The organism is Rhodococcus sp. IEGM1428, from assembly GCF_050321865.1.
GTDB lineage: Bacteria > Actinomycetota > Actinomycetes > Mycobacteriales > Mycobacteriaceae > Rhodococcoides.
The window spans coordinates 307,163-329,759 of the sequence record NZ_JBNQFW010000004.1; the positions used below are offsets into that span (position 1 = coordinate 307,163).

Here is a 22,597-nt window from a genome sequence, read left to right on the forward strand (position 1 = left end):
CGTCAGACGAACGTGCCTGCCCCACGCATGGACTGTAGCATTTATAGAACATTTGTTCGAACTAATTGAGGTAACTTCGTCGGCTTGTTGCAATCGTCAGTCATGCCGTGCCTCGGCGCATCACTTCTGAGGCGAGTGCGGCAGGTCGGTGTGATCGATCAAACCCGGAATGAGCGCGGAGATGGCAGAGTGAGGCACGTGGCAATTGGTGGAACCTATCTAAAGCAGTTCGTGGACAAAGCAAATGAGGTGTCTGAGCGAATCGAGGCGCATCTGAAGGGCGGCGGTCTCGACGGGACAGCGACGGGTGGTTCCGAGGGAATCGATAGCGCGCCTGTGGACGAATCGAAGCAACGGCTGCTGGTTGACGACTTGCATCAAGCTCATCGCTTGGCCCAGGCGCAACACTATCCACCGTTCCCTCAGTCGGAGCTGCATCGACTTCGTGACTTGTGTGCAAGGTATGGAATCCAGCAGTTGCGACCACCTGATGGTGCAAGCTAGCTCGACCCAACGCTTTCCCAACACTTTGCCCCCCGATCGGGCCCGAAAACAGGCGACTAGACGCGATCGTCTGCACCCACTCGAACCGCATTTAATTGCAGCTCAGAGTGGGTAAGGACGAACGTTTGCGATCAGCAGAAAATCGTGGAAGCAGCTACGAAGGGTTCCTGGTTCGAGTCCAGGTGGGGGAGCGCAATCCCCGTCCGGTTCTCCGGGCGGGGATTTTTGTCGTCCGGGTCGGTGGTACCACGGGTCTCGGTCGGTTATCAGATCGTGACTGTCCTGGCTGTATATCGATTGAATGAATCCATTCGACCGATGCCGGTTTTGTCGGTCGTTCGCGACATACTGAACGAGCGGTCCGGGAGGCTCAACAGTGCTATAAAAAACCGGATCGGTCGGTTTTAAGGGGCTTCATGAGTTTGAGTTACGCAGCAACCGTTCCACGTCACCTCGTGCATCGGCGTTCTCCGGCCGACGTGTTGTTGACCGATTACGAAACGGTGGACGGAACCCATAGGGCAGCTGTTCAGTTCCCGACTTCCCATCGGATGTTCGCTCCGGTTCGTCGAACCCACGACTCGTTGATGGTGGCCGAGGCTCTGCGCCAAGCGATCAGCCTCTTCTGCCACGTCAATCACGGAGTGCCACTCGACCACATCGTCTTCATCGAGCACTCTCGCTTCGAGATTCTCGATCCGCTGTCGGTCGACGAGATCGACGATTCGCTCGTTGCCGAGTCGATCACGACCGACGTGACGTTCGACGACACGTCGATGGACAACATGAAGTTGTCGGCCAGGTTGTTGAACGGCGACCGACTCGTTGCGTTCGGAACGGCGTCGGTACGGTCGCTCGGCCCCGAGGTGTACTCGCAGTTTCGCACCTCGTCGATGGCCGACCCCCACTTCCGGTATCTGCCGGCCGGGACCGAAGTGGTCGAGGCCCCTGCGGTCGGACGGCTCGATCCCTCCGATGTCGTGTTGGCACGGCACACCTCCGACGGCTCCATCGTCGTGGCACCGGATCCTCGTAATCTGGCGATGTTCGACCATTCCGTCGAATATCTTCCCGGCGTGACCATGCTCGAGGCCGCGCGTCAGGCCTTGCGTCTGGCAACCGGAACGCCGACGCTGGACTTCACGTCGTGCGAGGTGCGCTTCATGGGGTTCGCCGAGTGGGCGAATCCGTGCTCGGTCATCGTCGACACCGACTCCACGGATGGCGTGCACCGCATCCAGTTCGAGCACGATGGTGCTGTGCTGTCGGCGATGTCGGTCACGGCAACGTCCGAACCGTGGCTGGCTCCTACCGATCGCTCCAGTCGATAACGGGGTCCTCTGCGAGCGCGAGAAGTCGCGGCAGGCGTCGACGCGGGACGACGGCGGGGAGCAATATCTGCCACATCTCGGTCAGTCGCTGCTGGAGATCGGCGCGCCCGGTCACCATTTCCGAGACAGTGTGCATACCGGTGAACGACGACACGATGTACCGACCCACTGCGGTCGGGTCGACGCCGTCGACGATGTCCCCCTCGGCCTGGGCACGCTCGATCAGATCGCCGATCTTGACGATCCACTCCTCGAACGCCCCCGCATGTGGACCGTCGGCGATGGCCGATTCCAGTGTCAACCGCATGCCCCCACGCGAAATCGACTCGGTCTGCAGCTGACGACCCAGCTCCTTGGTGACGAGAATCAACGCATCGAGCGCCTTGGGGGTGCGGTCGACAATGACGGCAGTGGCAGTTGCCGCCATCGTCAGTTGCGCATCGATCACGGCCTGCGCCAACTCTTCCTTGGACGAGAAATGGAAGTACATCGCGCCTTTGCTCACCCCGGCGTGAGCGATGATGGTGCTCAAACTGGCTGTGCCGTAACCGAACTTCTCGAAGCTGGCGGCCGCTCCTTCGAGTACGGCCTGCCTGGTGGACGCTGCACGCTCTTGCATCGGTAGACAATAGCTGTTACGCCGGTTCACGGCACGGCGTGTGGAGTTACCGGCGATTCACCCGTAGTCGGTGTCGGAACCCATGGGGCGAACGGCGCGCGCCTGATCGAGTCGATCCTGAAGGTAGGTCTCTATCCACTCGAAGGACGTCGGGCCCAGCGGTAGGCGAAGAGGAGGAGCGTCGGAGGAAATCGCAGCCAGGACGGCATCGGCTCCGCGGCGCGGGTCTCCGGTCTGCGTGCCGTGGGTGGCCTCGAATGCGGATCGAGCGGGTCCGATCAACCCGGCGTAGTCGTCCATCGGCGTACCCCACTGCATCGATCGGCCGCTTGCGTCGGTCCGGAACGGGCCGGGTTCGACGATGGTGACACCGATGCCGAGATGACGCACCTCGCCGGCAAGCGCTTCAGAAAATCCTTCCAGCGCGAATTTGCTGCCGGCATAAGCGGTTCCACCGGGACCGGGTACCACCCCGATGACAGAGGACATCTGCACGATGTGGCCGCGTCGTCGCGCCCGCATCGAGGGCAGCACCGCGCGAGTGACGGCGAGCGGGCCGAAGAAATTGACGTCGACGTTGTCGCGGAACCGACGGTCGTCGACCTCCTCGAACGCGCCGAGTAGGCCGTAGCCCGCATTGTTGACCAGGACGTCGATACGTCCGAACCGTCCGAGAGCGTGGGCCACCGCAGAATCGATCGATTCCTGGTCGGTCACGTCGAGTCGAGCGTGGAGCAACCGCTGGCTCTCCGGCCCCTCGAGATCGGCAACGTCGCGGGCGGTAGCGACCACCCGATCGCCCGCGTCGAGTGCGGCACGAACGAATTCGCGGCCGAAACCCGAACTGGCCCCGGTGATCAACCAGACCCGGTTCGATCGCGTCGTGTCCATGTCGTCGGCACCTTTCGAGAGAGGTGTGGTCGTGAGCGGCGATAACGGTAGTGACGACAGATGACAGTCGGCAACCGAATTGATGGCACGCTGAGCCGATGGTCGATACGAGTGCAGGAATTCTGTTGTACCGCGTCGGTGCCGACGGACCGGATGTTCTGATCGCTCACCCCGGCGGACCGTTCTGGGCACGCAAGGACGAGGGAGCATGGTCGATCGTCAAAGGGCTGCTCACCGACGGAGAAGACCCGTGGACTGCGGCCCGGCGGGAGTTTCGAGAGGAAGTCGGTATCGACGTCCCGGCCGGAGAGCCCGTGGAGCTCGGCACCGTTACGCAGCGCAGCGGGAAGATCGTCATCGGATTTGGCATCGAAGCCGATCTCGATGTCTCGAATGCGGTGAGCAACACATTCGAGATCGAGTGGCCACCGAAGTCCGGTGTGATGGCCTCGTTTCCCGAGGTAGACCGCATCGAGTGGTTCGGGCTCGAGCAGGCGAGAGCCAAGCTGTTGGCGGCGCAGCACCCGTTTCTCGACGCTGTGGAGACGGTCGTCGCATCGCGATAGTTTCGGCACGCGGGCCCGGGGTATCCAGCGGCCGGAAGTGACGAGATTCGCAGATGCAGGGTGGGAAGTGGATCATGATGCCGACGGATTCGTCCAGCGCACAGACCATGGTGGCAACGTCTCCGGTCGAAACGTCCGTGGTGGATACCTCACTCTTGGAGACACGGTGGGGCGGACGCGTCGTCGCGTCGGCGTTCGTCGTGTTGGCCGCGGGACTGTCGTGGGTGTTCGCGGCAACTGCCATGATCGGCTAGCGACCATCGGTCGGTTGGCCGATACTGCTCAGCTACGACTACGAAGGGCAGCACAGTGACCGACCGCAGTGTCTCCGCAACCCCACCGGCAATCGAGGTACCCAAGCGCGCATGGCAGGCGCTGGTGGTTCTGTTGCTGGGTATGTTCATGGCACTGCTCGACACCACCATCGTGAACGTGGCTCTACCGACCATCAGCACCACGTTGGATGCGTCGGAATCGGTTCTGTCGTGGATCATCTCGGGGTACGCACTGGCATTCGGCCTGGCTCTGATTCCAGCGGGCAAGGTAGGCGACCGCGTCGGTCACAAATGGGTGTTCTTCACCGGCCTCGCGTTGTTCACCGTCGCGAGCTTCGCGTGTGGTCTCGCTCAGGACGACCTGCAGTTGGTCGTCGCCAGGGTCGTACAAGGCCTGGCGGGCGGCATGTTCGTACCCGCGGTCACCGCATTCATACAGTTGCTGTTTCCGGGGCCTGTGCGAGGCAAGGCCTTTGCCATCATGGGTGCCGTCATCGGAGTGTCGACTGCGCTGGGACCCATCGTCGGCGGCCTGATCATTCAGGCGTTCGGCGACGAGAACGGGTGGCGGTTGGTCTTCTGGGTCAATCTGCCCATCGGAATCGTCGGTCTGGTCGCTGCCGCTGTATTGCTACCGAACAAGGATGATTCCGCTCCCACGTCCCGCCCCGGAATCGATTGGCTCGGACTGGTTCTCATCTCCGCAGGACTGATAGCCCTGCTCGTTCCGTTGATCGAGGGCCAAGAACTGGGCTGGCCGCTGTGGACTTACGTGACGATCGCTGCTGGTCTGGGCCTGATCGCGGCGTTCGGGTGGTGGGAGGTGATCCACACCGGCCGTGGACACAGTCCGCTGGTGCCACCGCGGCTGTTCACCCGCCCGGCGTTCACCGGTGGAGTGATCCTCGCCCTCGTCTATTTCGCGGCCTTCACCAGCATCTTCTTCACCATCTCGTTGCTGTGGCAGACCGGCCTGGGTAACACTGCCCTGTCGTCGGGCCTGGTGTCGATACCGTTCGCCATCGGCAGCATCATCGCCTCGTCGCAGAGCAACAGGCTGACCATCCGTCTCGGTCGCACCGTTCTGGTGCTCGGAGCGTCACTGGTCTCGATCGGACTGATCTGGCTCTGGGTCATCCTGGCCACCAGCTCGGCCGACACCATCTCGCACTGGACGCTGATGGTTCCGCTGTTCGTCGCAGGCCTGGGCAACGGAGCCTTCATTGCACCCAACGCGCAGTTCATCGTCGCGACGGTGGATCGCGATGACGCGGGAGCGGCGAGCGGGGTGATCTCCACGATGCAGCGTGTCGGCTCCGCGATCGGGATCGCCGTGATCGGCAGCGTGCTGTTCGGGTCGTTGAACATCACCGGTCCCGATACTGTCGGATCGGGTTTTCTGCACGGGGCAGCCATGGCGATGGCAGTCAGTGCAGCATTCAGTGTGGTGGCGCTGGCGCTGGTCTTCGCGCTCCCCAAGAAGGTTCAGGGCGCGCGCTGAACCGACTTGCTCAGCTGGTCAAGCCCTTGCTGTGCCGATCGACGACAGACGCTGCAAGGTCGGCAATCTTGACGTTCAGGTCCTGGGAAGACTTGCGCAGCAAAGCGAAGGCCTCGTCACCGGACACGTCGTGCAGTGCCATGATCAAACCGATGGCCTTGCCGATCTCCCTGTTGCTTTCGAGCCCGTCACGAAGCGTCGACGCTTCCTGCCCGTTCATGACCGCGGCAACGGTGACCGCTGTGAACGCCGTCAGAATGATCGCCTTGCTCGCGCTGTCGGTGTCGAACACGCCTGGCTGGTCGGTGAACAGGTTGAGCGCGCCCACCTTCTGATCGTCCACTTTGAGCCGAAATCCCATGGCACCTCGCACCGGCGTGCGGTTCAACACGCCGCGGGCCATCGCAGGCCACTGCGTGGGAGTGCGGAAGTCGGCTTCGAGCTGGGCCGCCTCGCTGGTTATCGCGTCCAGGCACGGGCCCTCGCCGGTAGCGCGCTCGATATCGTCGACAACGCGAGCTATGTCGTCCGAGGCTGCGACAGTGACGGGCTTTCCGTGCCGCATCAGCATCAGGCTGGCGTGATCGCAATGCGGAACGATCAGTACGGCGGCGTTGCAGATCGCGGTGTAGATCGCCTCGGCGCTGCTGCCTCGGTACACGATGTCGGCCAGAGCGGCGAACACAGTTGCCGGGTCGGTCGACGGGCTGTCGTGCTGCGAGACGTCGTTCACTTGCAACTCCCGTCCTGTGTGATCGTTCGAGCAACCGGTACTCGATGTGAAGCAACCGTACCGCCACCGCATGGGGTGTTCGAACGGGTGGGTACCGGCAGTAGCCTCAGGTCGTGAGCGATGCGCAGGAGTCCACCGGGTTCGAGTACGGCCACGACGGACCGAAATCGATCGTGGTGGGCGTCGATGGGTCCGATTCGTCCTGGCGTGCCGCCGCCTACGCCGCGGGACTCGCCCGAAGACAACGATCGCTGCTGGTACTGGTGTACGTGCAACCCATCGCCACGGCGTCCTGGGGCCAGGCCGGCATCTCACTCGTCGAAACGGGTCAGCAGATCGCCGACGAGTTGCTCGACTACATCAGAACGTCGGCTGCCCGGTTCGGGGATCGGGAGCACGTGCGCTGGGAGTTTCGTACCGCGCAGGGAGATCCGTACAACGGGCTGATCGCCGTGGCAGAACAATTGCGCACCGACGCCGTCGTGGTGGGGGCGTCGGAGAACGCCGGACATCGAATAGCAGGCTCGGTGGCAGTGCGGTTGGTCAAAGCGGGACGGTGGCCGGTGACCGTGGTGCCCTGAACGGGGCGAAATCGAGCCGATCTGCGGCCTGCCCTGTAAAAATAGGCAGTCACCTCGTCGGATGCGAGGCGCACGTGGTGCCGTTTTCGGATCCGAGGAGTTCCATGACCGGGCTTTCGCGTAGACAATTCGTGGCGCGCGTGGGGACTCTCGCGGCGGTGTGGGGAATCGCACCCCACGTGTTGGGTCAGGCTCTGGTTGCCCGCGCTCAGCCTGCGGGTGCTGCCGCGACCGGAACGCTGGCGCAGACGATTCTTCGATCCTCGAGCGGGCCGGGGCAGTATCGCGTCCTGGGTGCCGGGCCCGGGGAGCCGTACGTGCCTCGGCTGGACATTCTGGGCCGAGCACCCCAGCCGTCACGGGTGCAGTCGCGGCGGTCGTTGCTCTACCTCGGGCACCTGTCGGACATGCATGTCATCGATGCCCAATCGCCCGGCCGGATCGAGCCCATGATCGTCTCCGATCACGCTGCGTGGGGGTCGGCGTTCCATCCGCAGGATCCGCTGACCGTGCACGTCACCGCAGCGATGGTGAAGGCTTTCGCCGATGCACGGATCAGTCCGGTCACCGGGGCACCGATGGGAGCCGCGGTGGTCACCGGAGACAGCGCCGACATGCATTCCCATCTCGAATTGCGCTGGTACATCGATGTTCTCGACGGAGTTCCGGTTCGGCCCACGAGCGGCGCTGCGGACGTCTTCGAGGGTGTTCAGGCGTGGCCGGAGGCGCAGTGGGCCTATCGCCCGGGCGATCCGTCGGGAGGGTCGTTCGGCAACTACGGATTTCCGACGCTTCCCGACCTTCTCACTCAGGCGATGTCGGGAACCGTCGAATCGGTGGGGCTACCAGTGCCGTGGTACTCGGTCTACGGAAATCACGACACCCTCTTGCTCGGCACGTTCGATCTGTCCTCGCAACTGCACGCCCTCGCCGTCGGTGGTCGCAAGGCGTACACCCTGGAGGCGACGGCCACCTCGGCACTCGCCGGCTATGCGTCGACCGCCAGTCCGTTGCAGCGGATGATCGATGCGCTCGGCGTCGGATCCGGTGCGCGACCCGGCTTTCGGGCGGTGTCGGCCGATCCGGCGCGATACCTGTTCGAGCAACGCGAGTTCATGGAGGAGCACTTCGAGACCACCCCGACGCCGGGTCCGATCGGCCACGGCTTCACCCAACACAACCTCGATTCCGGCGAGACCTGGTGGACGGCAGACCCCACCCCGAACATTCGCACGTTCGGACTCGACACCTGCAACGCCGTCGCCGGACCCGACGGTGCAGTACCCGAGAATCAATTCGACTGGCTCACCGGCCAGTTGGAGCAAGCACAGGCCGAGCACAAGTTGGTGTTGATCTACACCCACCACAACAGCCTGACATTGGAGAACCGAGCGCAGCGGCCAGGGCAGTCGGTAAAGCTTTATGGTGCAGACGAATTCATCGACCTTCTGTTGAAATACCCGGTGGTGATCGGCTGGCTCAACGGCCACACCCACCAGAATCAGATCCTGGCGCACTCGCGAGACGGACGCGGATTTTGGGAGATCACCACCGCGTCGTGCATCGATTTCCCGCAGCAACAGCAAGTGGTCGAGATCGTCGACAACCGGGACGGGACTCTGTCGCTGTTCACGACTGTGCTCGATCACGCATCTCCGGTCACGCATCTCCGGTCACGCCCGGAAACAGCGGCAGCTACCTGGATCTGGCGTCGCGCAGCCGTGAACTGGCGGCCAACGACTGGGCGGAGAATCCGCTGATGCGACGAGGATCGCGTCTGGATCGCAACACCGAACTGCTGCTTCCCGCGCCGTTCGACCTGAGCACCATCACCGACGCGGCGCTCGAGCAGCAACACCTCGACGAGCACGCGAGACTGATCGCCTACGAGACGAGGCAGGGCCGATGAACAGTGTTCGCAGGAAGATCCTTGCCCTGTCCGCGGTGGTGGTCTGCGCGGGGTGCTCACAGACGGCAGCACTTGCGCCGGTCGGCGGGGCCGAGCTCGGAAGCCTGCGTTACGCAGTCAACGACGTCCTGATCGAGCAGGGTATCGAGATACTGGTCGCGCCGGTGTGCTCGGGTACAGGTGCCGATATCGAATGTGCCGGAAAGACAACCGGTAACGAGGCGATTACCGGTTCGGCTACCTCGGACGACGCGAGCACCGTCGAGATCAAGGTCGGTACGAAGGTTCTCTACTCGGGCTCCGTGCAGGACGTGCTCGATCGCAACTCGACGGTCGGTGCGCCGTGAGGGGGAGTGTGGTTCTGGCTGCCGTGGTGGTCGTGTCGGCACTGATTCAGGCGCTGACTGTGCTGGGGGATCCGGTTCCGACGTCGTCTCTCGGTTTCGCGGGATTGGTGCTGGCTTCTGTTGCCGCGGTGGTACTTGCATTGTGGATCACCGCGTCGACGGCACTCGATGTGGTGGACGGCAACGCATCCGGTGCGCTGGGCCGGGCCTGGCGACGGCCGGTCGTGCTGGTGTGGTGCGTGGTGCTGACCGGGGTGGCCGTTGCGCTCGCAATCCTCTTCCCGCTGCTCCCGGCTATCGTGATTCTGGTTGCGTTGCTGGTACTTCCGGCGGCGGTCGACGGGCACCGAAATCCGTTCCACGCAGTCTTGGCTATTGTCCGGAGGTCTCCAGGGCGGTGCGCAGTCGCGGCTGTCGTCACGATTCTGGCCTTCGTCCTCGGCTGGGTGGTGGCACTGGTCCTGGGTTTCTTCGTCACCGGTGTGGTGGCGGCATTCGTGACGTGGTTGTGGTTCGGAGCCATTACCTCTGTGCTGCTGCTCTATTGGTCGCGGTTGTACCGAAGGGCAACACCGCTCTGACCGCGGTCGACGGCACTCGGCCGCTCGGACCGGGATTCAGCCGCGAGCTCGTCGACCGGCCGCGGCCTCGGCGACGACCTGAGTGATTCGACCTGCACGAGTGTCGTCTCGCACGGCGCTGACAATCCACCAGAGCATCTGCTTGCGAGCGCTTGGTGGAAAGCCGTCCCAGGTGCTCCGAGCGCTCGGGTTTCGGTCCAGCGCCGTGGTCAGTTCGAGAGGTTCCTGGAGGTCTTCGACCTGATCGGCAATCGTCCACCAGCCATTGGACTTCGCGGCAGCGATGGCACGGCGACCCGCTTCGGTCATGAGGCCGCTGTCTTCCATATCGGCTGCGCGTTGTCGGTTCAGGCGGGTCCACGGGCTCTTGGGCCTGCGCGGCGTGAACAGCTGCAGGCTGCGCTCGTCGTCGAGGTTGCTGCCGGTGGAATCGATCCAACCGAAGCAGATTGCTTCCTCGACGGCATCGGGGTACGGGCAGCGCGGTCGGTCGGTGGTGTTGCGCCACGAACACAGCCACACACCGCGGATCGAAGCGTGATTGCGATCCAGCCAGGTACGCCACTGCGCGCGAGTCTCGACGTGAACGATCGGGTAGTCGAATTTCCACGTCGGTGGGTGGTCGGATGCAGACGATGGAAATTTTCTAGAACTCACTGCGCGCTCCATCTACTCGTCGTGGTGTTGCACACTGCGATTTCGCATGCGTTCAGTGTGCCCACAATCGAGGACGTTGGATGCCCGCAATGGCGCCAAGATATCGATGGTTCGGCACGAACATCAGGGTTCGGCTGTCGACACCGTGGTGGGGCGGGCGTGGCTCGAACCCCGCGTTGGACCGCTCACCCGCATGGGTGGGTAGCTCAGCCGTCAAGGCGTAAGCCTCTCCACGCACGATCGAAGCCCCCACCAATGCGAGGTGGGGGCTTCTTTGCGTTGGGGCGACGCATTTACAGACCAGCGCTGTCAGCTCCGTATGCAGCCTGCTCGTCCGTGTAGCCCTCGAACACCAGCTGATCGATCAGCGACTGACGGGAGAACCCACTGATGTCCAAGTACGCCTCAGCCGACTTGGCTGCCTGCTCGTTGAAGTCCGGCGCGATCTTGTCGACGGCGTAAGTCGCGTCCTCGGTGGAGTAGTTCTCGAACTCGAGCTGGCCGATGAGTCCCTGGCGTGAGAATGCGCCGACGTCGAGGTACTGCTCAGCAGACCGGACCGCATTGCGCTGACCGGCGGTCTCGGCGGGTGCCGCAGGGGCAGGGGCTACCGTCTCGACTTCTTCGACCGATTCGGCCGTGGCCTGCGGTGCTGCGGGGGCCGGCTGGGGTGCGACCGTGGTCTGGGCGGGTGCGACTGCGGCCGGAGCGGCCGACGTGGTTGCAGGCGCAGCCGTCGTCTCACTGTCGGAATCGCCTCCGCCGCCCGCGATTCCGATGATCACGAACAGTACGACCACGGCACCTACGATCCACGGCCACTTGCGCTTCTTCTTCACAGGCTCAGCGGGAGGTTGGCCATAGGGCTGACCCTGAGGTGCGCCGTACGGCTGCTGCCCGTAGGGCTGGTTCGGGTCACTGGGGTTGGTCACTGAGGCTCCATGTGGTCGTTTTGGCTGGTTCGGATGTCTTATCAGACTTTTGGGTACGAATGTTTCATTCGGCACAATTGCCGCAATCAGGCGACCGGCCTCGACTCTCGCGCTTCCCTCCATCGCCGCACGGTTCGGTCGTTCGTACCGAGTTGCCTGCGATCTCACGGAACGACAATCCACCCTCGTCGATGAGCTAGAGCGCGCGCGTACGGGTGTCGGCGACCTCGGGTAACTCACTGAGATTTCCGAATGGTTCGTCGTCTTCCTGCGTGCGACCCAGCCGCACGGTCAGATGCGTGACCCATAACAGGAACACCGGGGGAGTGAGCGCGACCTCGACAGCGATCCATGAGCCCTGCGTCAGCAATGCGTGGATCCCGTTGCTGGCGATCGACACGAGCGCCGACGCGGCGAGCAGTGACCACGCGATGCGGTGGCCGCCGAGGCCGACTACTGCCACGGTGCCAACAACGATGGTGCCGTCGATCTTGACCGGCCACAGGTACGCCTCGGAGCCGAGACCGGCAATGCGTGCGAGATCTGCAAGAGCGATGTACGAGATCGCGAAGCAGACGAGGGACAGGAAGATGGTGCCACGGCGAGCCGTCGTCAGAGCTGTGGATATGGACATGGGTACTCCCGGAACCGGACGTCGGCCGGCGACGTCGAAGTGGGTACGGATGCAGAAGAGCGAGCCGCGATCATCGACGAGGGATTTGACCCGGACGATCCGGCGGTGATGGGGGGCAATGCTGCGAGTGCGTGCACTGCTTGCCTACATCGGATGTATCTGTGACCGTGGGCAGGACCAGCAATCGAACTGTTGCAGGTTCTGAAATAGTTGGCCCTGAGCTGGGCAAATGTGAGTGGGGCGGGCGGGGCTCGAACCCGCGACCAATGGATTATGAGTCCACGGCTCTAACCGACTGAGCTACCGCCCCATGCGCGTACTAGGTACGAGCCTGCAGAATCGTACAGAATCACACCGCCTCGACGGTGCATCGGGGGAGCTATTTCGCCCGGACCTGCACCGGGACGCCGTTGAGGATCGCATTGGCCGAGACCGCGTCGACGCGGCCCGGGTCGGTGATGTCGTTGACACTCGGTCCTTGCACCGTCGTCGCGACGGACAACTGGACGCCGGGGCGCTGATGACCGAAGCCGTGCGGCATGCTCACCACGCCCGGCATCATCTTCTCCGATGCCGCCACCTCGATATCGACGGTTCCGGCAGCGGAGGTGACCGACACCATCGACCCGTCCTCGATACCGCGGTGCGCAAGATCGTCCGGATGTGCCAGAAGTTGATGTCGCGCTTTGCCTTTGGTGAGCCGGGCGGTGTTGTGCATCCACGAGTTGTTGCTACGTAGGTGGCGCCGTCCGATCATCAACAATTCGTCACCACTCGGAACAGCGCTGGAATGCATCAGGTCCACCAATGCGGGGAGTTCGGTGACCACCACGTCCTGAATCAACTGGACACGCTTGTCCCGCGTTTTCAACTTCTGCGGAAAGCCGGGACGCAGTGGACCGAGATCGATGCCGTGCGGATTTGCCCGAAGCTTGCGCAGCGACAAGCCTTTTCGTCGGCTACGGAGCAAGATGTCCAGAGTACGAGCGGGGGACAGGCGCAGGCGTGCCTCTCCGATGATGCTCTTCGGGCTCACTCGTGCTTTCAGTCGATCGACGGTCGAACCCGCCATCCGGTTCTTGTAGCGGAGCGAGAGATCCCGGAAGATCTCCCAATCATGCTTGGCGTCAGCCTGCTTGGGCAGAACCGCGGGCATGTATTTCGCGGTGTTGTGTACCGCGAAAGAATTAAAGATCAGGTCGTAGTGGTCGCGTTCCAGCGACATCGTCGGCGGCAGAATCACGTGTGCGTGACGCGAGGTCTCGTTGATGTAGAAGTCGAACGACACCATGAAATCCAGGGCCGCGAACGCGTCGTTCAGGGTGGTGCCGCCGGGCATCGACAACACCGGATTTCCGGACAGCACCGCCATCGCGCGGATCTGGTCCTTGCCCTCGGTGGTGATCTCGTCGACAAGCGTCGAACAGGGGTATTCGCCTGCGAACTCGGGCAGATTCCGAACGCGACTGCGCCACTTGTCGAAGTGACCGCGGCCGACGATGCCCTGCTTGATCAGATCGATCGCGGGATCGGTCACCATGGCACCGCCAGGGCGGTCGAGATTGCCGGTCACGATGTTGAGCACCTGAATGGCCCACTGACACACGGTGCCGAACTGTTGGGTCGACACTCCCATTCGGCCGTAGGCCACAGCAGATTTCGCTGCGGCGAAATCACGAGCGAGAGTCGAGATCTCGTCCGCCGAGATTCCGACCACGGGGGCGACGGCCTCCGGGGTGAACTCCGCGACGAGATCTGTGAGTCGATCGGCCCCGTCGATGTAGTCGGCCACCTTCATCGCTTCGTCGACAACGATGGTGTGAATCATCGCGAGCAGCAGCAGTGCGTCGCTGCCGGGGCGAACGAAGAAGTGTGTGTCGGCGATGTCGGCGGTCTCGGTCTTGCGTGGATCGACCACGACCAGGCGGCCACCGCGTTTGCGCAGTGCCCGCGCTCTCTTGGCGAAATCGGGCACCGTCATCATGCTGCCGTTGGACGCCATTGGATTACCGCCGAGGACGAGAAAGAAATCGGTTCGATCGAGGTCCGGAATCGGTAGCAGCAGCTGATGGCCGTACAGCAGATGGTCGACGAGCTGATGCGGCAGCTGATCCAGCGAGGTGGCGGAGTAGCGATTACGCGTCCGCAGCAGCGAGGTGAACGGAATTCCGTGCGTCATCGCGCCCATCGAATGCACGTTGGGGTTTCCCTGATAGACGCCGACCGCGTTGCGCCCGTACTTCTTGCGCGTCGACACGAGACCCTCGACGACGAGGTCGTATGCCTCGCTCCACCCGATCTTCTCCCACTTGTCGCCCACCCGCTTGACCGGTGTGGTGAGTCGATCGGTATCGGCATGAAGATCGATCAACGACAGTGCCTTGGGGCAGATGTGGCCGCGTGAGAGTGGATCCTTCTCGTCACCCCGGATCGACACCACTGCGTCGTTCTCCACGGTGAACTCGAGCCCGCAGATCGCCTCGCACAAATTGCACGATCCATACACAACCGACATCGCATCTCCCATTCCTGTGGACCGAGAGTAGCCCGGCGGGGGACCGGGGCACCGTCATCGGCCGACAATTAGGCTCTGGAGTTGTGCCTACCCTCGATCTCACAGCCTCGTGGCCCGTCGATCATGTCAGTGCCGCAGTCGTCACCGACTCCGGTGTTCGGGAGGAAGTAGGCGACACCGATCGCGTCTACGAACTCGCCTCGGTGACCAAGCTGCTGAGCGCGTACGCGGTCCTCGTTGCCGTCGAAGAAGGTGCGGTGGAACTCGATCAGCCCGCAGGGCCCGAGGGTTCGACGGTGTGTCATCTGCTGGCGCACGCATCGGGATTGGCGTTCGGCGACCGCACAGTCCAGGCACCGGCCGGCACCAAACGGATCTACTCGAGTGCTGGGTTCGAGGTGCTGGCCGAACTGATCGAAGCCGAATCAGGCATTGCCTTCCCCGACTACTTGGACGAGGCCGTGTGCAAGCCCCTTCAGATGACGAACACGTCGCTGCCGGGATCGGCCGGTCACGGCAGCCGCTCCACACTCGCCGATCTGACGAGGTTCGCGACCGAGTTGCTCGCGCCGACGCTCCTGGCGTCGCAGACACTGGCGTCGGCGACGGAGGTGCAGTTTCCCGGTCTCAACGGAATCGTGCCCGGCTACGGATCACACAAGCCCTGCGACTGGGGGCTCGGCTTCGAGCTGCGCAGCGACAAGACTCCGCACTGGACCGGGAGCAACAACTCGCCGTCCACGTTCGGTCACTTCGGGCAGGCCGGAACGTTCCTGTGGGTGGATCCGCCAGTACGCACTGCATGCGTGGTGTTGACCGACAGGGCGTTCGGAGACTGGGCCAAACCGCTGTGGCCGGAGCTGTCCGACGCAGTGCTGACAGGGTGAAACTCGTCTGTTCCCAGATTGCACTGGCGCAACAGGGGCAACTCGGGGCACACTAGTACACACACGCGTTGAATCGCTGCAGCCAGCCGAAGCATGTCGAGGTCGTTGGGGAAGACGTCCCTCGTCGAAGCTGGAGGTAGTGCAATGCGTGGATCGAATCAGTTCGCAGAAGCGACGTCGGGTGTCGTGTACATCCACTCGTCGCCCGCTGCTCTGTGCCCGCACGTCGAATGGGCGTTGACCGACGCCCTCGATTGCCGTGCGAATTTGAAGTGGTCTGCGCAGCCTGCCTCCGACGGTCAGCTCCGCGCCACCACCGACTGGGTGGGCCCGGTCGGTACCGGAGCCAAGCTCGCCGGCATCCTGCGCTCGTGGCAGATGCTGCGGTTCGAGGTGACCGAGGATGCCAGTGAAGGCGTCGACGGCGAACGGTTCTCGCACGTACCCGGATTGGGCCTGTGGCGCGGAACGACGAGCGCGAACGGTGACGTGGTACTCGGCGAGATGCGACTGCGCGCCTTGATGGAAAACAACCAGGGGAATTTCACTGCAGCCGTGGAGCATGCTCTCGGCTCGGACTGGGATGCTGCCCTCGAGCCGTTCCGCACCGGTGGTGCCGGAGCAGAAGTGACGTGGTTGAGCCGCGACGTCGGTTAGCCGACCGGGTTGCTGGGGCCTGGGTGTCGCGGTAGTTTCGCGGGCGTGCCTGGGTAGGCATGTGGGAACGACCGTGGAGTGGTGAGTTCGATGCTGTCGACTGGAAAAGTGATTCGATTCGACGAGTTCAAGGGGTACGGATTCGTAGCGCCGGACGAGGGCGGCGAGGACGTGTTCATTCACGTCAACGATCTGGACTTCGACAAGAGACTGTTGGCGCCGGGGGTTCGAGTCGAATACGTCGCCGTCGAAGGCGACCGGGGCCTCAAGGCCACCCAGGTACAGATCATCGACGGTCCTGCATCGACCGCGCTGGTCACCCGACGCAAGCCCGACGTGCCGTTCCACGACATTCCGGTCAGCGAACACCAGCAACTCGAAGACGTCATCTGCGACGTGCTGTCCGAGGGGGACTTCACCGCGGAACTGACCGAGGCTCTCCTGACCGCCAACGGCACCTTGTCGGCCACGCAGATTCTCGACATTCGATCAGCGATTCTGCGACTGGCTCACGATCACAAGTGGATCGAGAGCTGACCGACGTGTAGCCCGCTCGGTTCCGGACGCCCGCTTGGTTCCGCCCGGTTCCGGACGCCCGCTCGGTTCAGGATGAATGTGGCTTTGTTGCACTCAGAGCGCCTCGAAGTCGCATTGATCCCAACCGGGGCGGGGCATTCCGGTGGGGGCGGGGCGGGGTGGCGCTACACGAGGCGGCGGGGCACCCCGAGACGATCAGAGCGGAATGTTCTTGTGGTTGCCCCGTGCCGCGGGGGCAGCCGCGAGTGCTTTGGTGACCGTGCTGCGAGTCTTGCTCGGCTCGATGACCTCGTCGACGACACCGATGGCTACGGCGCGCTCGACGCCACCGGCGATGCTCTCGTGTTCGACGGTGAGGCGATCGTGCAGTGCCTCGCGCTCTTCGTCGGGCGCGGCGGCGAGGGCCTTCTTGTGCAGGATGCCGACGGCTGCCTTGGCACCCATGACGGCGACCTCGGAGCCGGGCCAGGCGTACACGGCGGTGGCGCCGAGTGCGCGGGCGTTCATGGCGATGTACGCACCGCCGTAGATCTTGCGGGTGACCAGGGTGACGCGAGGAACGGTCGCTTCGGCGAAGGCGTGCAACAGTTTTGCGCCGCGACGTACGACGCCTTCCCATTCCATGCTGACACCGGGCAGGTATCCGGGAACGTCGACGACCACGATGAGCGGAATGCCGAATGCATCGCACAACCGTACGAAACGTGCTGCCTTCTCGGCGCTTTCGGAGTTGAGGCAGCCGCCGAGGCGAATGGGATTGTTGGCGATGACGCCCACGGTGCGGCCGCTGATGCGTCCGAGACCGATGACGATGCTGCGGGCCCAGCCGCCCTGGAACTCCTCGAACGTCGATTCGCCTTCGACGTTGTCGAGCAGTTCGTGGACGATCGGGTGCACATCGTATGCGCGACGGTTGGATTCAGGCATCAACGCCCGGAGATCGGTGTCGCCGTGCTCGGCGGCGGCGATGTCGAATTCGCCCTGCTCGCAGAACATCGACACCAGACGGCGGGCGCGGGTGAACGCGTCCATCTCGCTGTCGGCGACGATGTGGCAGACACCGGACTTCTTGTGGTGAGTGTCGGGGCCACCGAGCGAGGCCATGTCGACCTGCTCGCCGGTGACACTTCGGACGACGTCGGGACCGGTGACGAACACGCGTCCCTCGGGAGCCATGATGACGACGTCGGTCAACGCAGGACCGTAGGCGGCGCCGCCGGCCGCGAAGCCGAGGACGACGGAAATCTGGGGGACGAGGCCGGACGCTCGAACCATGGCCTCGAAGACGAGTCCTACGGCATGGAGAGCTTCGACGCCCTCGGCCAGGCGAGCGCCACCGGAGTGCCATACGCCGACGAGCGGAGCGCGCTGTTCGATGGCGGCATCGATGGCGGCGACGATGTGCTTGCAGCCGTCGACGCCCATGGCACCGCCCATGACGGTGGCGTCGGAGCAATACGCGATGGTGTGGACTCCGTCGATCTCACCGGAGGCCGCGAGAATGCCGGACTTGTCCCGATCGTGCAGGGGCACAGTGGTTCCGGTGTCGAACAGGTTCTCGAGGCGGGCGAGTGGATCGCGGGGATCGGTAGAAGTACCGGATCGAGTGACGGGAGCCAGAATTGTCATCGCTTGTCCTTCTTCAGGGCCCCCGTGGGGGCGAGGCCCGAACCGGGGCCGTTCACGAGGAACGGTCCCCGGTTCGGATCATGCACTGCGAGAGCGGGATTCGCTGAGTCGAAACGATCGACTCAGTGCATCACGCCTTTCCGAAGGCGAGCGCTACGTTGTGCCCACCGAATCCGAACGAGTTGTTGATCGCGTAATCGATCTGTCCGACGCGGGGCTCGCCCTTGACGACGTCGAGATCGATCTCGGGATCCTGATTCTCCAAATTCAGTGTGGGAGGGATGATTCCCTCACGCACTGCCAGCACCGTCAGAACCGACTCGAGGGCACCGACGGCGCCGATCGAGTGGCCGAGAGCGGATTTCGGTGCGTACACCGCTGCGTGATTTCCGACGGCCTTGTTGATCGCCAGCGCTTCGGCAGTGTCTCCGATGGGAGTTGCCGTTGCGTGGGCGTTCACGTGGGTGATGTCGGACTTCTGCAGGCCTGCGGTCTCGATGGCGCGCTGCATCGCACGCGCGGCACCCTTGCCCTCCGGGTCGGGAGCCACGAGGTGGAACCCGTCGGAGGTGATTCCGGCACCGAGCAGGCGGGCGTGGATCGTTGCGCCGCGAGCCTTGGCATGCTCCTCGGTCTCGATGACCATGAGCGCACCCGCTTCACCGAAGACGAAGCCGTCACGATCCTTGTCGAACGGACGTGAGGCACCCTTCGGATTGTCGTTGTTGGTGCTCATCGCCCGCATCATGGAGAAGCTGGCGATCGGAACCGCGTCGATGTATCCCTCGACGCCGCCGGTGACGACCATGTCCGCGTCGCCCATCACGATCATTCGCCATGCGTGAGCGATGGCTTCCGATCCCGAGGAACAGGCCGAGACAGGAGTGATGACACCGGCCTGCGCTTTGAGTTCGAGTCCGACCACCGCTGCGGGGCCGTTCGGCATGACCATCTGAACGGCGAGCGGAGACACCTTGCGGTAGCCGCCGGCCTTCATCTTGTCGTTGGCGTCGATCAGAGAATCGCCGCCACCGAGGCCGGTACCGATCGACACGCCGAGGCGGAGGGGATCGACGTCGGGGGTACCGGCGTTCTTCCACACCTCGCGACCGAGCACGGTGGCCAGCTGCTCCACGTAGCTCAGGCGACGAATCTCGACCCGTGAGAGCAGGCTCTGCGGGTTCACCGCGAGGTGTCCGCCGATCCGCACGGGCAGGTCGTACTCGGCGACGAAATCGTCTTCCAGAGTTGCAATCCCGCTGTCGCCGTTCAGCAGACCCTTCCACGTGGCATCGACGTCACCCGCAAGTGACGTGGTCGCAGCGAGGCTGGTGACGACGACACTGGGGAAGCGTCCGCTGGCGGTGGATGGGTTGGTCATGGGCCCTGTCACTCGCTCGCGGAGTCGTCGAGCTTGGCCTTGATAGCTTCTGCGGCTTCGGGGTTCTCCGCTTCGAGCTTCTGGATGTAGTTGACGGCGTCACCGACGGTGCGCAGACCTGCGAGGTCCTCGTCGGGGATCTTCACGCCGTACTTGTCCTCGGTCTGCACTGCGATCTCGACCATGGAGAGCGAGTCGATGTCGAGGTCGTCCACGAAGGACTTCTCGATGGTCACCTCGGACGGTTCGATGCCCGTGACCTCTTCGATGATCTCTGCAAGTCCGGCGATGAGGTCTTCCTGGCTGGCCACTGTTGTGGGTCCCTTCTCTTCTGTGTCGAACGCCGAAGTCATGTGCTTCGAGACGCGGTTGTGCATTTCTGCCACTCGGGGAGTGGAAGTAGATCCGCAGTGCTGAGACTGCGGTGTGGTTGCCGAGCTATCCGAGCTCGGCCAGTGCGGAAATGTCCGCCGGTGTCTTCAGGCCGAGGTTGGCGACGCCGCGCAGTTCACGCTTGGCGATGCCGACCAGTGCGCCTGACGGGGGCAGTTCCACAAGTCCGGTGACCTGCGCGGTGCGCAGGTAGGCGTTGCACAGATCCCATCGCACGGGGCGAGTGACCTGAGCGGCAAGTTTGTTCAGTGCGTCGGCACCCGAGGTGACCGGCTGACCGTCCGAGTTGGACAACAGCGTCCGCGACGGCTCCGATGGCGTGATGGCAGCAGCGGCCGCGGCAACGGTGTCGCCCGCCGACGCCATGTATTTGGTGTGGAACGCGCCTGCGACCGGCAGTGCGCGAACCCGGGCCTTCTCGGGCGCGCTCTCGGCCAGCTCGGCGAGCTTGGTCAGCAGTCCGGCTGCGACGATCTGTCCGGCGGCGTTGACGTTGGCCGGGGCGAGGTCGAGTTCTTCGAGTCGGGCGAGCACGGCGGCCTCGTCGCCGCCCAGGACGGCAGACATGCCGGTCGGTTCGAGCGCGCAGGCCTTGGCCATAGCAGCGCCACGGACCGCGGCGAGGGAGACTGCGTCGTCGGAGGAGATGACGCCGGCGATGGCCGCGGCAGCAAGCTCGCCCACGGAGTGTCCGGCGATGACGGCATCCTCGGGGAACAGGCCGCGGGCTGCGATCTCCTCGAAAGCGAGCAAAGCGGACGCCACGACCAGCGGCTGTGTCACCGCGGTATCGGTGATCTCGTCGGCTGTGGCCGTGGTGCCGAGGCGAACGAGGTCCAGGCCGGAAGCCTTCGACCACAGTGCGAGGCGGTCTGCCGCACCCGGCAATTCGAGCCAAGGCAGCAGCATGCCGGGAGTCTGGGAGCCCTGACCGGGCGCAAGCAACGCAATCACAGGGTTAAGAGAACACTGTCGGGGCCCGTCCGAGTGATGTCGCGCTCGATGAACTCTCGACAAGCAATTTGTGGGAACCCTACAAATTGCCTCGTGGGGATCCGCTATCGCCGGAGGGTGGTTGCTCGTTACGTGACTACTTCTCCGAATGTGACCTGTGTGACAAATGGGGCAGGATGGGGCGGTTCGTGATGGGTTCGAGCCAACCTTCCTACTGTTGCTGCAACTCGGAGCACGTACGCATCGCGCGGGTTGGTGGGATCGCGCCCGGTTACCTCGGCAATGCGCTTGAGGCGATAACGGACGGTATTTGGATGAACAAACAGCTGCCGTGCGCAGGTTTCGACCGCGCCGCCGCAGTCCAGATAGGCGTCGAGCGTGTCGGCCAATCCGGAACCCGCCGCAGCCAACGGAACGACCACATGATCGTTCAGCGCCGATATCGCCGCACCGTCGTTCAGCAGCGCACGCTCGGGTAGCAGCTCGCCCGCATGCACCGGACGCGGTGCGCCTCGCCAACCAGCCACGGCCTGCATCCCGGCGAACGCCTCGAGGGCGCTCGAGTGCGCCGCTCCCAGAGTGCGGGTGGTGGGACCGATGACGACGGGCCCGTCGGAGAAGTTCTGCAGCATGTCGTCGATGAATGCGTGGTGGGCAGACGAATCGGTGATCTGGCCGCTGACCACCATGACCAACCGCGTCCCCTGAACAACGGCCAGTGCTGCGCGCCCGTGCTTCTGCGCCACCGCGTGCACGGTTCCGACGACGGACACACCCCGATCGTCCGGGGGAGTGCCGACCAGCACAGTGGCGGGCGCGGTGGCGTCCCAGTTCAACGTGGCGGCGCGGGACAGCATGTCCGAGCCGGTGTCTCCGCGCACGACGGCGTCGACCACGAGGGCTTCGAGGCGGGTGTCCCAGGCTCCACGGGACTCGGCGGCGCTGGCGTAGACCGATGCGGCCGCGAAGCCGAGCTCGCGTCCGTACCGCAACACGGCCTCGGTCAAAGCCACCAACTGCTGATCGTTGCGTGCCAGAGCCGGAAGCCACTGCTCGAAGAACTCCATCGCCACGCGGACCATGTCGACTGTTTGGCGCAGAGTGAGGCGTCGGGCGAGGTCTTGGGGGATGACCTGAAAGGCATCGAGAGAGAAGCGAATGTCGCTGTGGGGATTCTTCAGCCACTCGAGAAAGTTGTCGACGGCTGTCTGAATCAACAACTGCACGCTCGCACGTTGGGCCGCATCCAGATCGCCGAAGAACGGCAGCTGGCCCTGCATCGTCGTCACGGCCTCGGTCGAGAGTCGGCCGGAGAACTGTTTGACCCGTCGCAGAAGGGCGTCGGGCAGAGGATCGCGCTTCTGGCGGGAGGGTGCCAGTGAGGCGACCGGAAGGTGCACCTCGTTGTCCGACGTCAGGGAATCGCGAGTCAACGAATCGCGCAACGCTTCGCGATAGGCGTCGCGTCGGGACACATCGCGTGCGGACGCGCTGCCCGGTGGGTCGGGTTTCGCATCGGACATAAGGAGAACCTACGCCCGACCCCCGCCCCTATCGCGACGGACATGCATCGCGACGTGGGA

At 63.8% G+C, this 22,597-nt stretch carries 24 protein-coding genes and 1 tRNA gene; 12 read left to right on the plus strand and 13 right to left on the minus strand.

Translation table 11 applies throughout. The features are described 5' to 3' along the window. Positions 1–920: 920 nt before the first annotated feature. On the plus strand, positions 921–1,835 hold the full coding sequence (locus tag ACQR3T_RS19655) for an AfsA-related hotdog domain-containing protein (RefSeq protein ID WP_037177293.1): 915 nt from the start codon (positions 921–923) through the stop codon (positions 1,833–1,835). On the opposite strand, the gene ACQR3T_RS19660 is transcribed toward ACQR3T_RS19655, so the two are convergent. Further along, positions 1,813–2,454, minus strand: coding sequence for a ScbR family autoregulator-binding transcription factor (locus ACQR3T_RS19660; protein ID WP_428694568.1), 642 nt, complete (start codon positions 2,452–2,454; stop codon positions 1,813–1,815). The two genes, ACQR3T_RS19655 and ACQR3T_RS19660, sit on opposite strands and share 23 nt — an antisense overlap. 57 nt (positions 2,455–2,511) lie before the next feature. Continuing rightward, complete coding sequence (locus ACQR3T_RS19665) at positions 2,512–3,345, minus strand: oxidoreductase (protein WP_428694569.1); 834 nt, start codon at positions 3,343–3,345, stop codon at positions 2,512–2,514. A 98-nt stretch (positions 3,346–3,443) separates the two neighbouring features. On the opposite strand from ACQR3T_RS19665, the gene ACQR3T_RS19670 reads away from it, so the two are divergent. Genes ACQR3T_RS19670 through ACQR3T_RS19680 form a run of 3 tightly spaced genes read left to right on the plus strand, consistent with a single transcriptional unit; the run spans position 3,444 to position 5,687 of the window. Continuing rightward, positions 3,444–3,911 carry an NUDIX domain-containing protein gene (locus tag ACQR3T_RS19670; protein ID WP_428694570.1) on the plus strand — a complete coding sequence of 156 codons (468 nt, stop codon included), beginning with the start codon at positions 3,444–3,446 and terminating at the stop codon, positions 3,909–3,911. Between the two features lie 53 nt (positions 3,912–3,964). After that, a complete protein-coding gene (locus ACQR3T_RS19675; RefSeq protein ID WP_428694571.1) occupies positions 3,965–4,165 on the plus strand; it encodes a hypothetical protein in 201 nt (66 codons plus the stop codon). Positions 4,166–4,220: 55 nt separating this feature from the next. Beyond that, entirely contained in the window at positions 4,221–5,687 is a 1,467-nt protein-coding gene (locus tag ACQR3T_RS19680) for an MFS transporter (RefSeq protein WP_032379147.1), read from the plus strand. A gap of 10 nt (positions 5,688–5,697) precedes the next feature. On the opposite strand, the gene ACQR3T_RS19685 is transcribed toward ACQR3T_RS19680, so the two are convergent. Continuing rightward, a complete protein-coding gene (locus ACQR3T_RS19685; protein WP_037177873.1) occupies positions 5,698–6,420 on the minus strand; it encodes a GAF and ANTAR domain-containing protein in 723 nt (240 codons plus the stop codon). 113 nt (positions 6,421–6,533) lie between these two features. On the opposite strand from ACQR3T_RS19685, the gene ACQR3T_RS19690 reads away from it, so the two are divergent. From ACQR3T_RS19690 to ACQR3T_RS19710, 5 genes are all read left to right on the plus strand, one after another. Then, positions 6,534–7,001: a universal stress protein gene (locus ACQR3T_RS19690; protein ID WP_032379146.1), complete on the plus strand. Its 468-nt coding sequence runs from the start codon at positions 6,534–6,536 to the stop codon at positions 6,999–7,001. A 104-nt stretch (positions 7,002–7,105) separates the two neighbouring features. Beyond that, positions 7,106–8,761 carry a TIGR03767 family metallophosphoesterase gene (locus ACQR3T_RS19695; protein ID WP_428694572.1) on the plus strand — a complete coding sequence of 552 codons (1,656 nt, stop codon included), beginning with the start codon at positions 7,106–7,108 and terminating at the stop codon, positions 8,759–8,761. Beyond that, on the plus strand, positions 8,761–8,910 hold the full coding sequence (locus tag ACQR3T_RS19700; RefSeq protein WP_428694573.1) for a hypothetical protein: 150 nt from the start codon (positions 8,761–8,763) through the stop codon (positions 8,908–8,910). Before ACQR3T_RS19695 ends, ACQR3T_RS19700 begins: the two co-directional genes overlap by 1 nt. Continuing rightward, positions 8,907–9,257 (plus strand): hypothetical protein, encoded by a 351-nt coding sequence (locus ACQR3T_RS19705; protein WP_428694574.1) that lies wholly within the window; start codon positions 8,907–8,909, stop codon positions 9,255–9,257. Before ACQR3T_RS19700 ends, ACQR3T_RS19705 begins: the two co-directional genes overlap by 4 nt. Then, positions 9,254–9,838 (plus strand): hypothetical protein, encoded by a 585-nt coding sequence (locus ACQR3T_RS19710; protein WP_428694575.1) that lies wholly within the window; start codon positions 9,254–9,256, stop codon positions 9,836–9,838. Before ACQR3T_RS19705 ends, ACQR3T_RS19710 begins: the two co-directional genes overlap by 4 nt. Before the next feature lie 36 nt (positions 9,839–9,874). On the opposite strand, the gene ACQR3T_RS19715 is transcribed toward ACQR3T_RS19710, so the two are convergent. The 5 genes from ACQR3T_RS19715 to ACQR3T_RS19735 all read right to left on the minus strand — a co-directional run bounded on the left by ACQR3T_RS19715 (position 9,875) and on the right by ACQR3T_RS19735 (position 14,576). After that, complete coding sequence (locus ACQR3T_RS19715) at positions 9,875–10,495, minus strand: YdeI/OmpD-associated family protein (RefSeq protein ID WP_428694576.1); 621 nt, start codon at positions 10,493–10,495, stop codon at positions 9,875–9,877. A 293-nt stretch (positions 10,496–10,788) separates the two neighbouring features. Then, the gene (locus ACQR3T_RS19720) at positions 10,789–11,427 is read right to left on the minus strand and encodes an Ltp family lipoprotein (protein WP_428694577.1); all 639 of its coding nucleotides are present in this window, start codon (positions 11,425–11,427) and stop codon (positions 10,789–10,791) included. A gap of 196 nt (positions 11,428–11,623) precedes the next feature. Then, complete coding sequence (locus ACQR3T_RS19725) at positions 11,624–12,061, minus strand: DUF2637 domain-containing protein (protein ID WP_428694578.1); 438 nt, start codon at positions 12,059–12,061, stop codon at positions 11,624–11,626. Positions 12,062–12,297: 236 nt separating this feature from the next. Then, positions 12,298–12,371: transfer RNA gene (locus ACQR3T_RS19730), tRNA-Ile, on the minus strand. 69 nt (positions 12,372–12,440) lie between these two features. Then, entirely contained in the window at positions 12,441–14,576 is a 2,136-nt protein-coding gene (locus ACQR3T_RS19735; RefSeq protein ID WP_428694579.1) for a molybdopterin-dependent oxidoreductase, read from the minus strand. Between the two features lie 83 nt (positions 14,577–14,659). Here ACQR3T_RS19735 and ACQR3T_RS19740 point away from each other — a divergent pair, with 83 nt between their 5' ends. The 3 genes from ACQR3T_RS19740 to ACQR3T_RS19750 all read left to right on the plus strand — a co-directional run bounded on the left by ACQR3T_RS19740 (position 14,660) and on the right by ACQR3T_RS19750 (position 16,657). Then, the gene (locus ACQR3T_RS19740) at positions 14,660–15,463 is read left to right on the plus strand and encodes a serine hydrolase domain-containing protein (RefSeq protein WP_428694580.1); all 804 of its coding nucleotides are present in this window, start codon (positions 14,660–14,662) and stop codon (positions 15,461–15,463) included. A 144-nt stretch (positions 15,464–15,607) separates the two neighbouring features. Continuing rightward, positions 15,608–16,120 carry a DUF3145 domain-containing protein gene (locus tag ACQR3T_RS19745; RefSeq protein ID WP_032402504.1) on the plus strand — a complete coding sequence of 171 codons (513 nt, stop codon included), beginning with the start codon at positions 15,608–15,610 and terminating at the stop codon, positions 16,118–16,120. Positions 16,121–16,210: 90 nt separating this feature from the next. Next, on the plus strand, positions 16,211–16,657 hold the full coding sequence (locus tag ACQR3T_RS19750) for a cold-shock protein (protein ID WP_032379133.1): 447 nt from the start codon (positions 16,211–16,213) through the stop codon (positions 16,655–16,657). A 195-nt stretch (positions 16,658–16,852) separates the two neighbouring features. Here ACQR3T_RS19750 and ACQR3T_RS19755 read toward each other — a convergent pair whose 3' ends face one another. From ACQR3T_RS19755 to ACQR3T_RS19775, 5 genes are all read right to left on the minus strand, one after another. Further along, a complete protein-coding gene (locus tag ACQR3T_RS19755; protein WP_428694581.1) occupies positions 16,853–18,286 on the minus strand; it encodes an acyl-CoA carboxylase subunit beta in 1,434 nt (477 codons plus the stop codon). Positions 18,287–18,416: 130 nt separating this feature from the next. Then, complete coding sequence (locus tag ACQR3T_RS19760) at positions 18,417–19,667, minus strand: KasA/KasB family beta-ketoacyl-ACP synthase (RefSeq protein WP_032379131.1); 1,251 nt, start codon at positions 19,665–19,667, stop codon at positions 18,417–18,419. 8 nt (positions 19,668–19,675) lie between these two features. Beyond that, entirely contained in the window at positions 19,676–20,020 is a 345-nt protein-coding gene (acpM, locus tag ACQR3T_RS19765; RefSeq protein WP_052058428.1) for a meromycolate extension acyl carrier protein AcpM, read from the minus strand. An 85-nt stretch (positions 20,021–20,105) separates the two neighbouring features. Continuing rightward, a complete protein-coding gene (locus ACQR3T_RS19770) occupies positions 20,106–21,014 on the minus strand; it encodes an ACP S-malonyltransferase (protein ID WP_428694582.1) in 909 nt (302 codons plus the stop codon). Between the two features lie 128 nt (positions 21,015–21,142). Beyond that, a complete protein-coding gene (locus ACQR3T_RS19775; RefSeq protein WP_230592530.1) occupies positions 21,143–22,537 on the minus strand; it encodes a PucR family transcriptional regulator in 1,395 nt (464 codons plus the stop codon). Positions 22,538–22,597 lie beyond the last annotated feature (60 nt).

What these genes read in the sequence shown, in the direction of transcription:
- ACQR3T_RS19655 (WP_037177293.1), top strand. Translation starts at nt 921, where the DNA reads ATGAGTTTGAGTTACGCAGCAACCGTTCCACGTCACCTCGTGCATCGG.
- ACQR3T_RS19660 (WP_428694568.1), bottom strand. Translation starts at nt 2,454, where the DNA reads ATGCAAGAGCGTGCAGCGTCCACCAGGCAGGCCGTACTCGAAGGAGCG.
- ACQR3T_RS19665 (WP_428694569.1), bottom strand. Translation starts at nt 3,345, where the DNA reads ATGGACACGACGCGATCGAACCGGGTCTGGTTGATCACCGGGGCCAGT.
- ACQR3T_RS19670 (WP_428694570.1), top strand. Translation starts at nt 3,444, where the DNA reads ATGGTCGATACGAGTGCAGGAATTCTGTTGTACCGCGTCGGTGCCGAC.
- ACQR3T_RS19675 (WP_428694571.1), top strand. Translation starts at nt 3,965, where the DNA reads ATGCAGGGTGGGAAGTGGATCATGATGCCGACGGATTCGTCCAGCGCA.
- ACQR3T_RS19695 (WP_428694572.1), top strand. Translation starts at nt 7,106, where the DNA reads ATGACCGGGCTTTCGCGTAGACAATTCGTGGCGCGCGTGGGGACTCTC.
- ACQR3T_RS19700 (WP_428694573.1), top strand. Translation starts at nt 8,761, where the DNA reads ATGCGACGAGGATCGCGTCTGGATCGCAACACCGAACTGCTGCTTCCC.
- ACQR3T_RS19705 (WP_428694574.1), top strand. Translation starts at nt 8,907, where the DNA reads ATGAACAGTGTTCGCAGGAAGATCCTTGCCCTGTCCGCGGTGGTGGTC.
- ACQR3T_RS19725 (WP_428694578.1), bottom strand. Translation starts at nt 12,061, where the DNA reads ATGTCCATATCCACAGCTCTGACGACGGCTCGCCGTGGCACCATCTTC.
- ACQR3T_RS19735 (WP_428694579.1), bottom strand. Translation starts at nt 14,576, where the DNA reads ATGTCGGTTGTGTATGGATCGTGCAATTTGTGCGAGGCGATCTGCGGG.
- ACQR3T_RS19745 (WP_032402504.1), top strand. Translation starts at nt 15,608, where the DNA reads ATGCGTGGATCGAATCAGTTCGCAGAAGCGACGTCGGGTGTCGTGTAC.
- ACQR3T_RS19750 (WP_032379133.1), top strand. Translation starts at nt 16,211, where the DNA reads ATGCTGTCGACTGGAAAAGTGATTCGATTCGACGAGTTCAAGGGGTAC.
- ACQR3T_RS19755 (WP_428694581.1), bottom strand. Translation starts at nt 18,286, where the DNA reads ATGACAATTCTGGCTCCCGTCACTCGATCCGGTACTTCTACCGATCCC.
- ACQR3T_RS19760 (WP_032379131.1), bottom strand. Translation starts at nt 19,667, where the DNA reads ATGACCAACCCATCCACCGCCAGCGGACGCTTCCCCAGTGTCGTCGTC.
- acpM (WP_052058428.1), bottom strand. Translation starts at nt 20,020, where the DNA reads ATGACTTCGGCGTTCGACACAGAAGAGAAGGGACCCACAACAGTGGCC.
- ACQR3T_RS19775 (WP_230592530.1), bottom strand. Translation starts at nt 22,537, where the DNA reads ATGTCCGATGCGAAACCCGACCCACCGGGCAGCGCGTCCGCACGCGAT.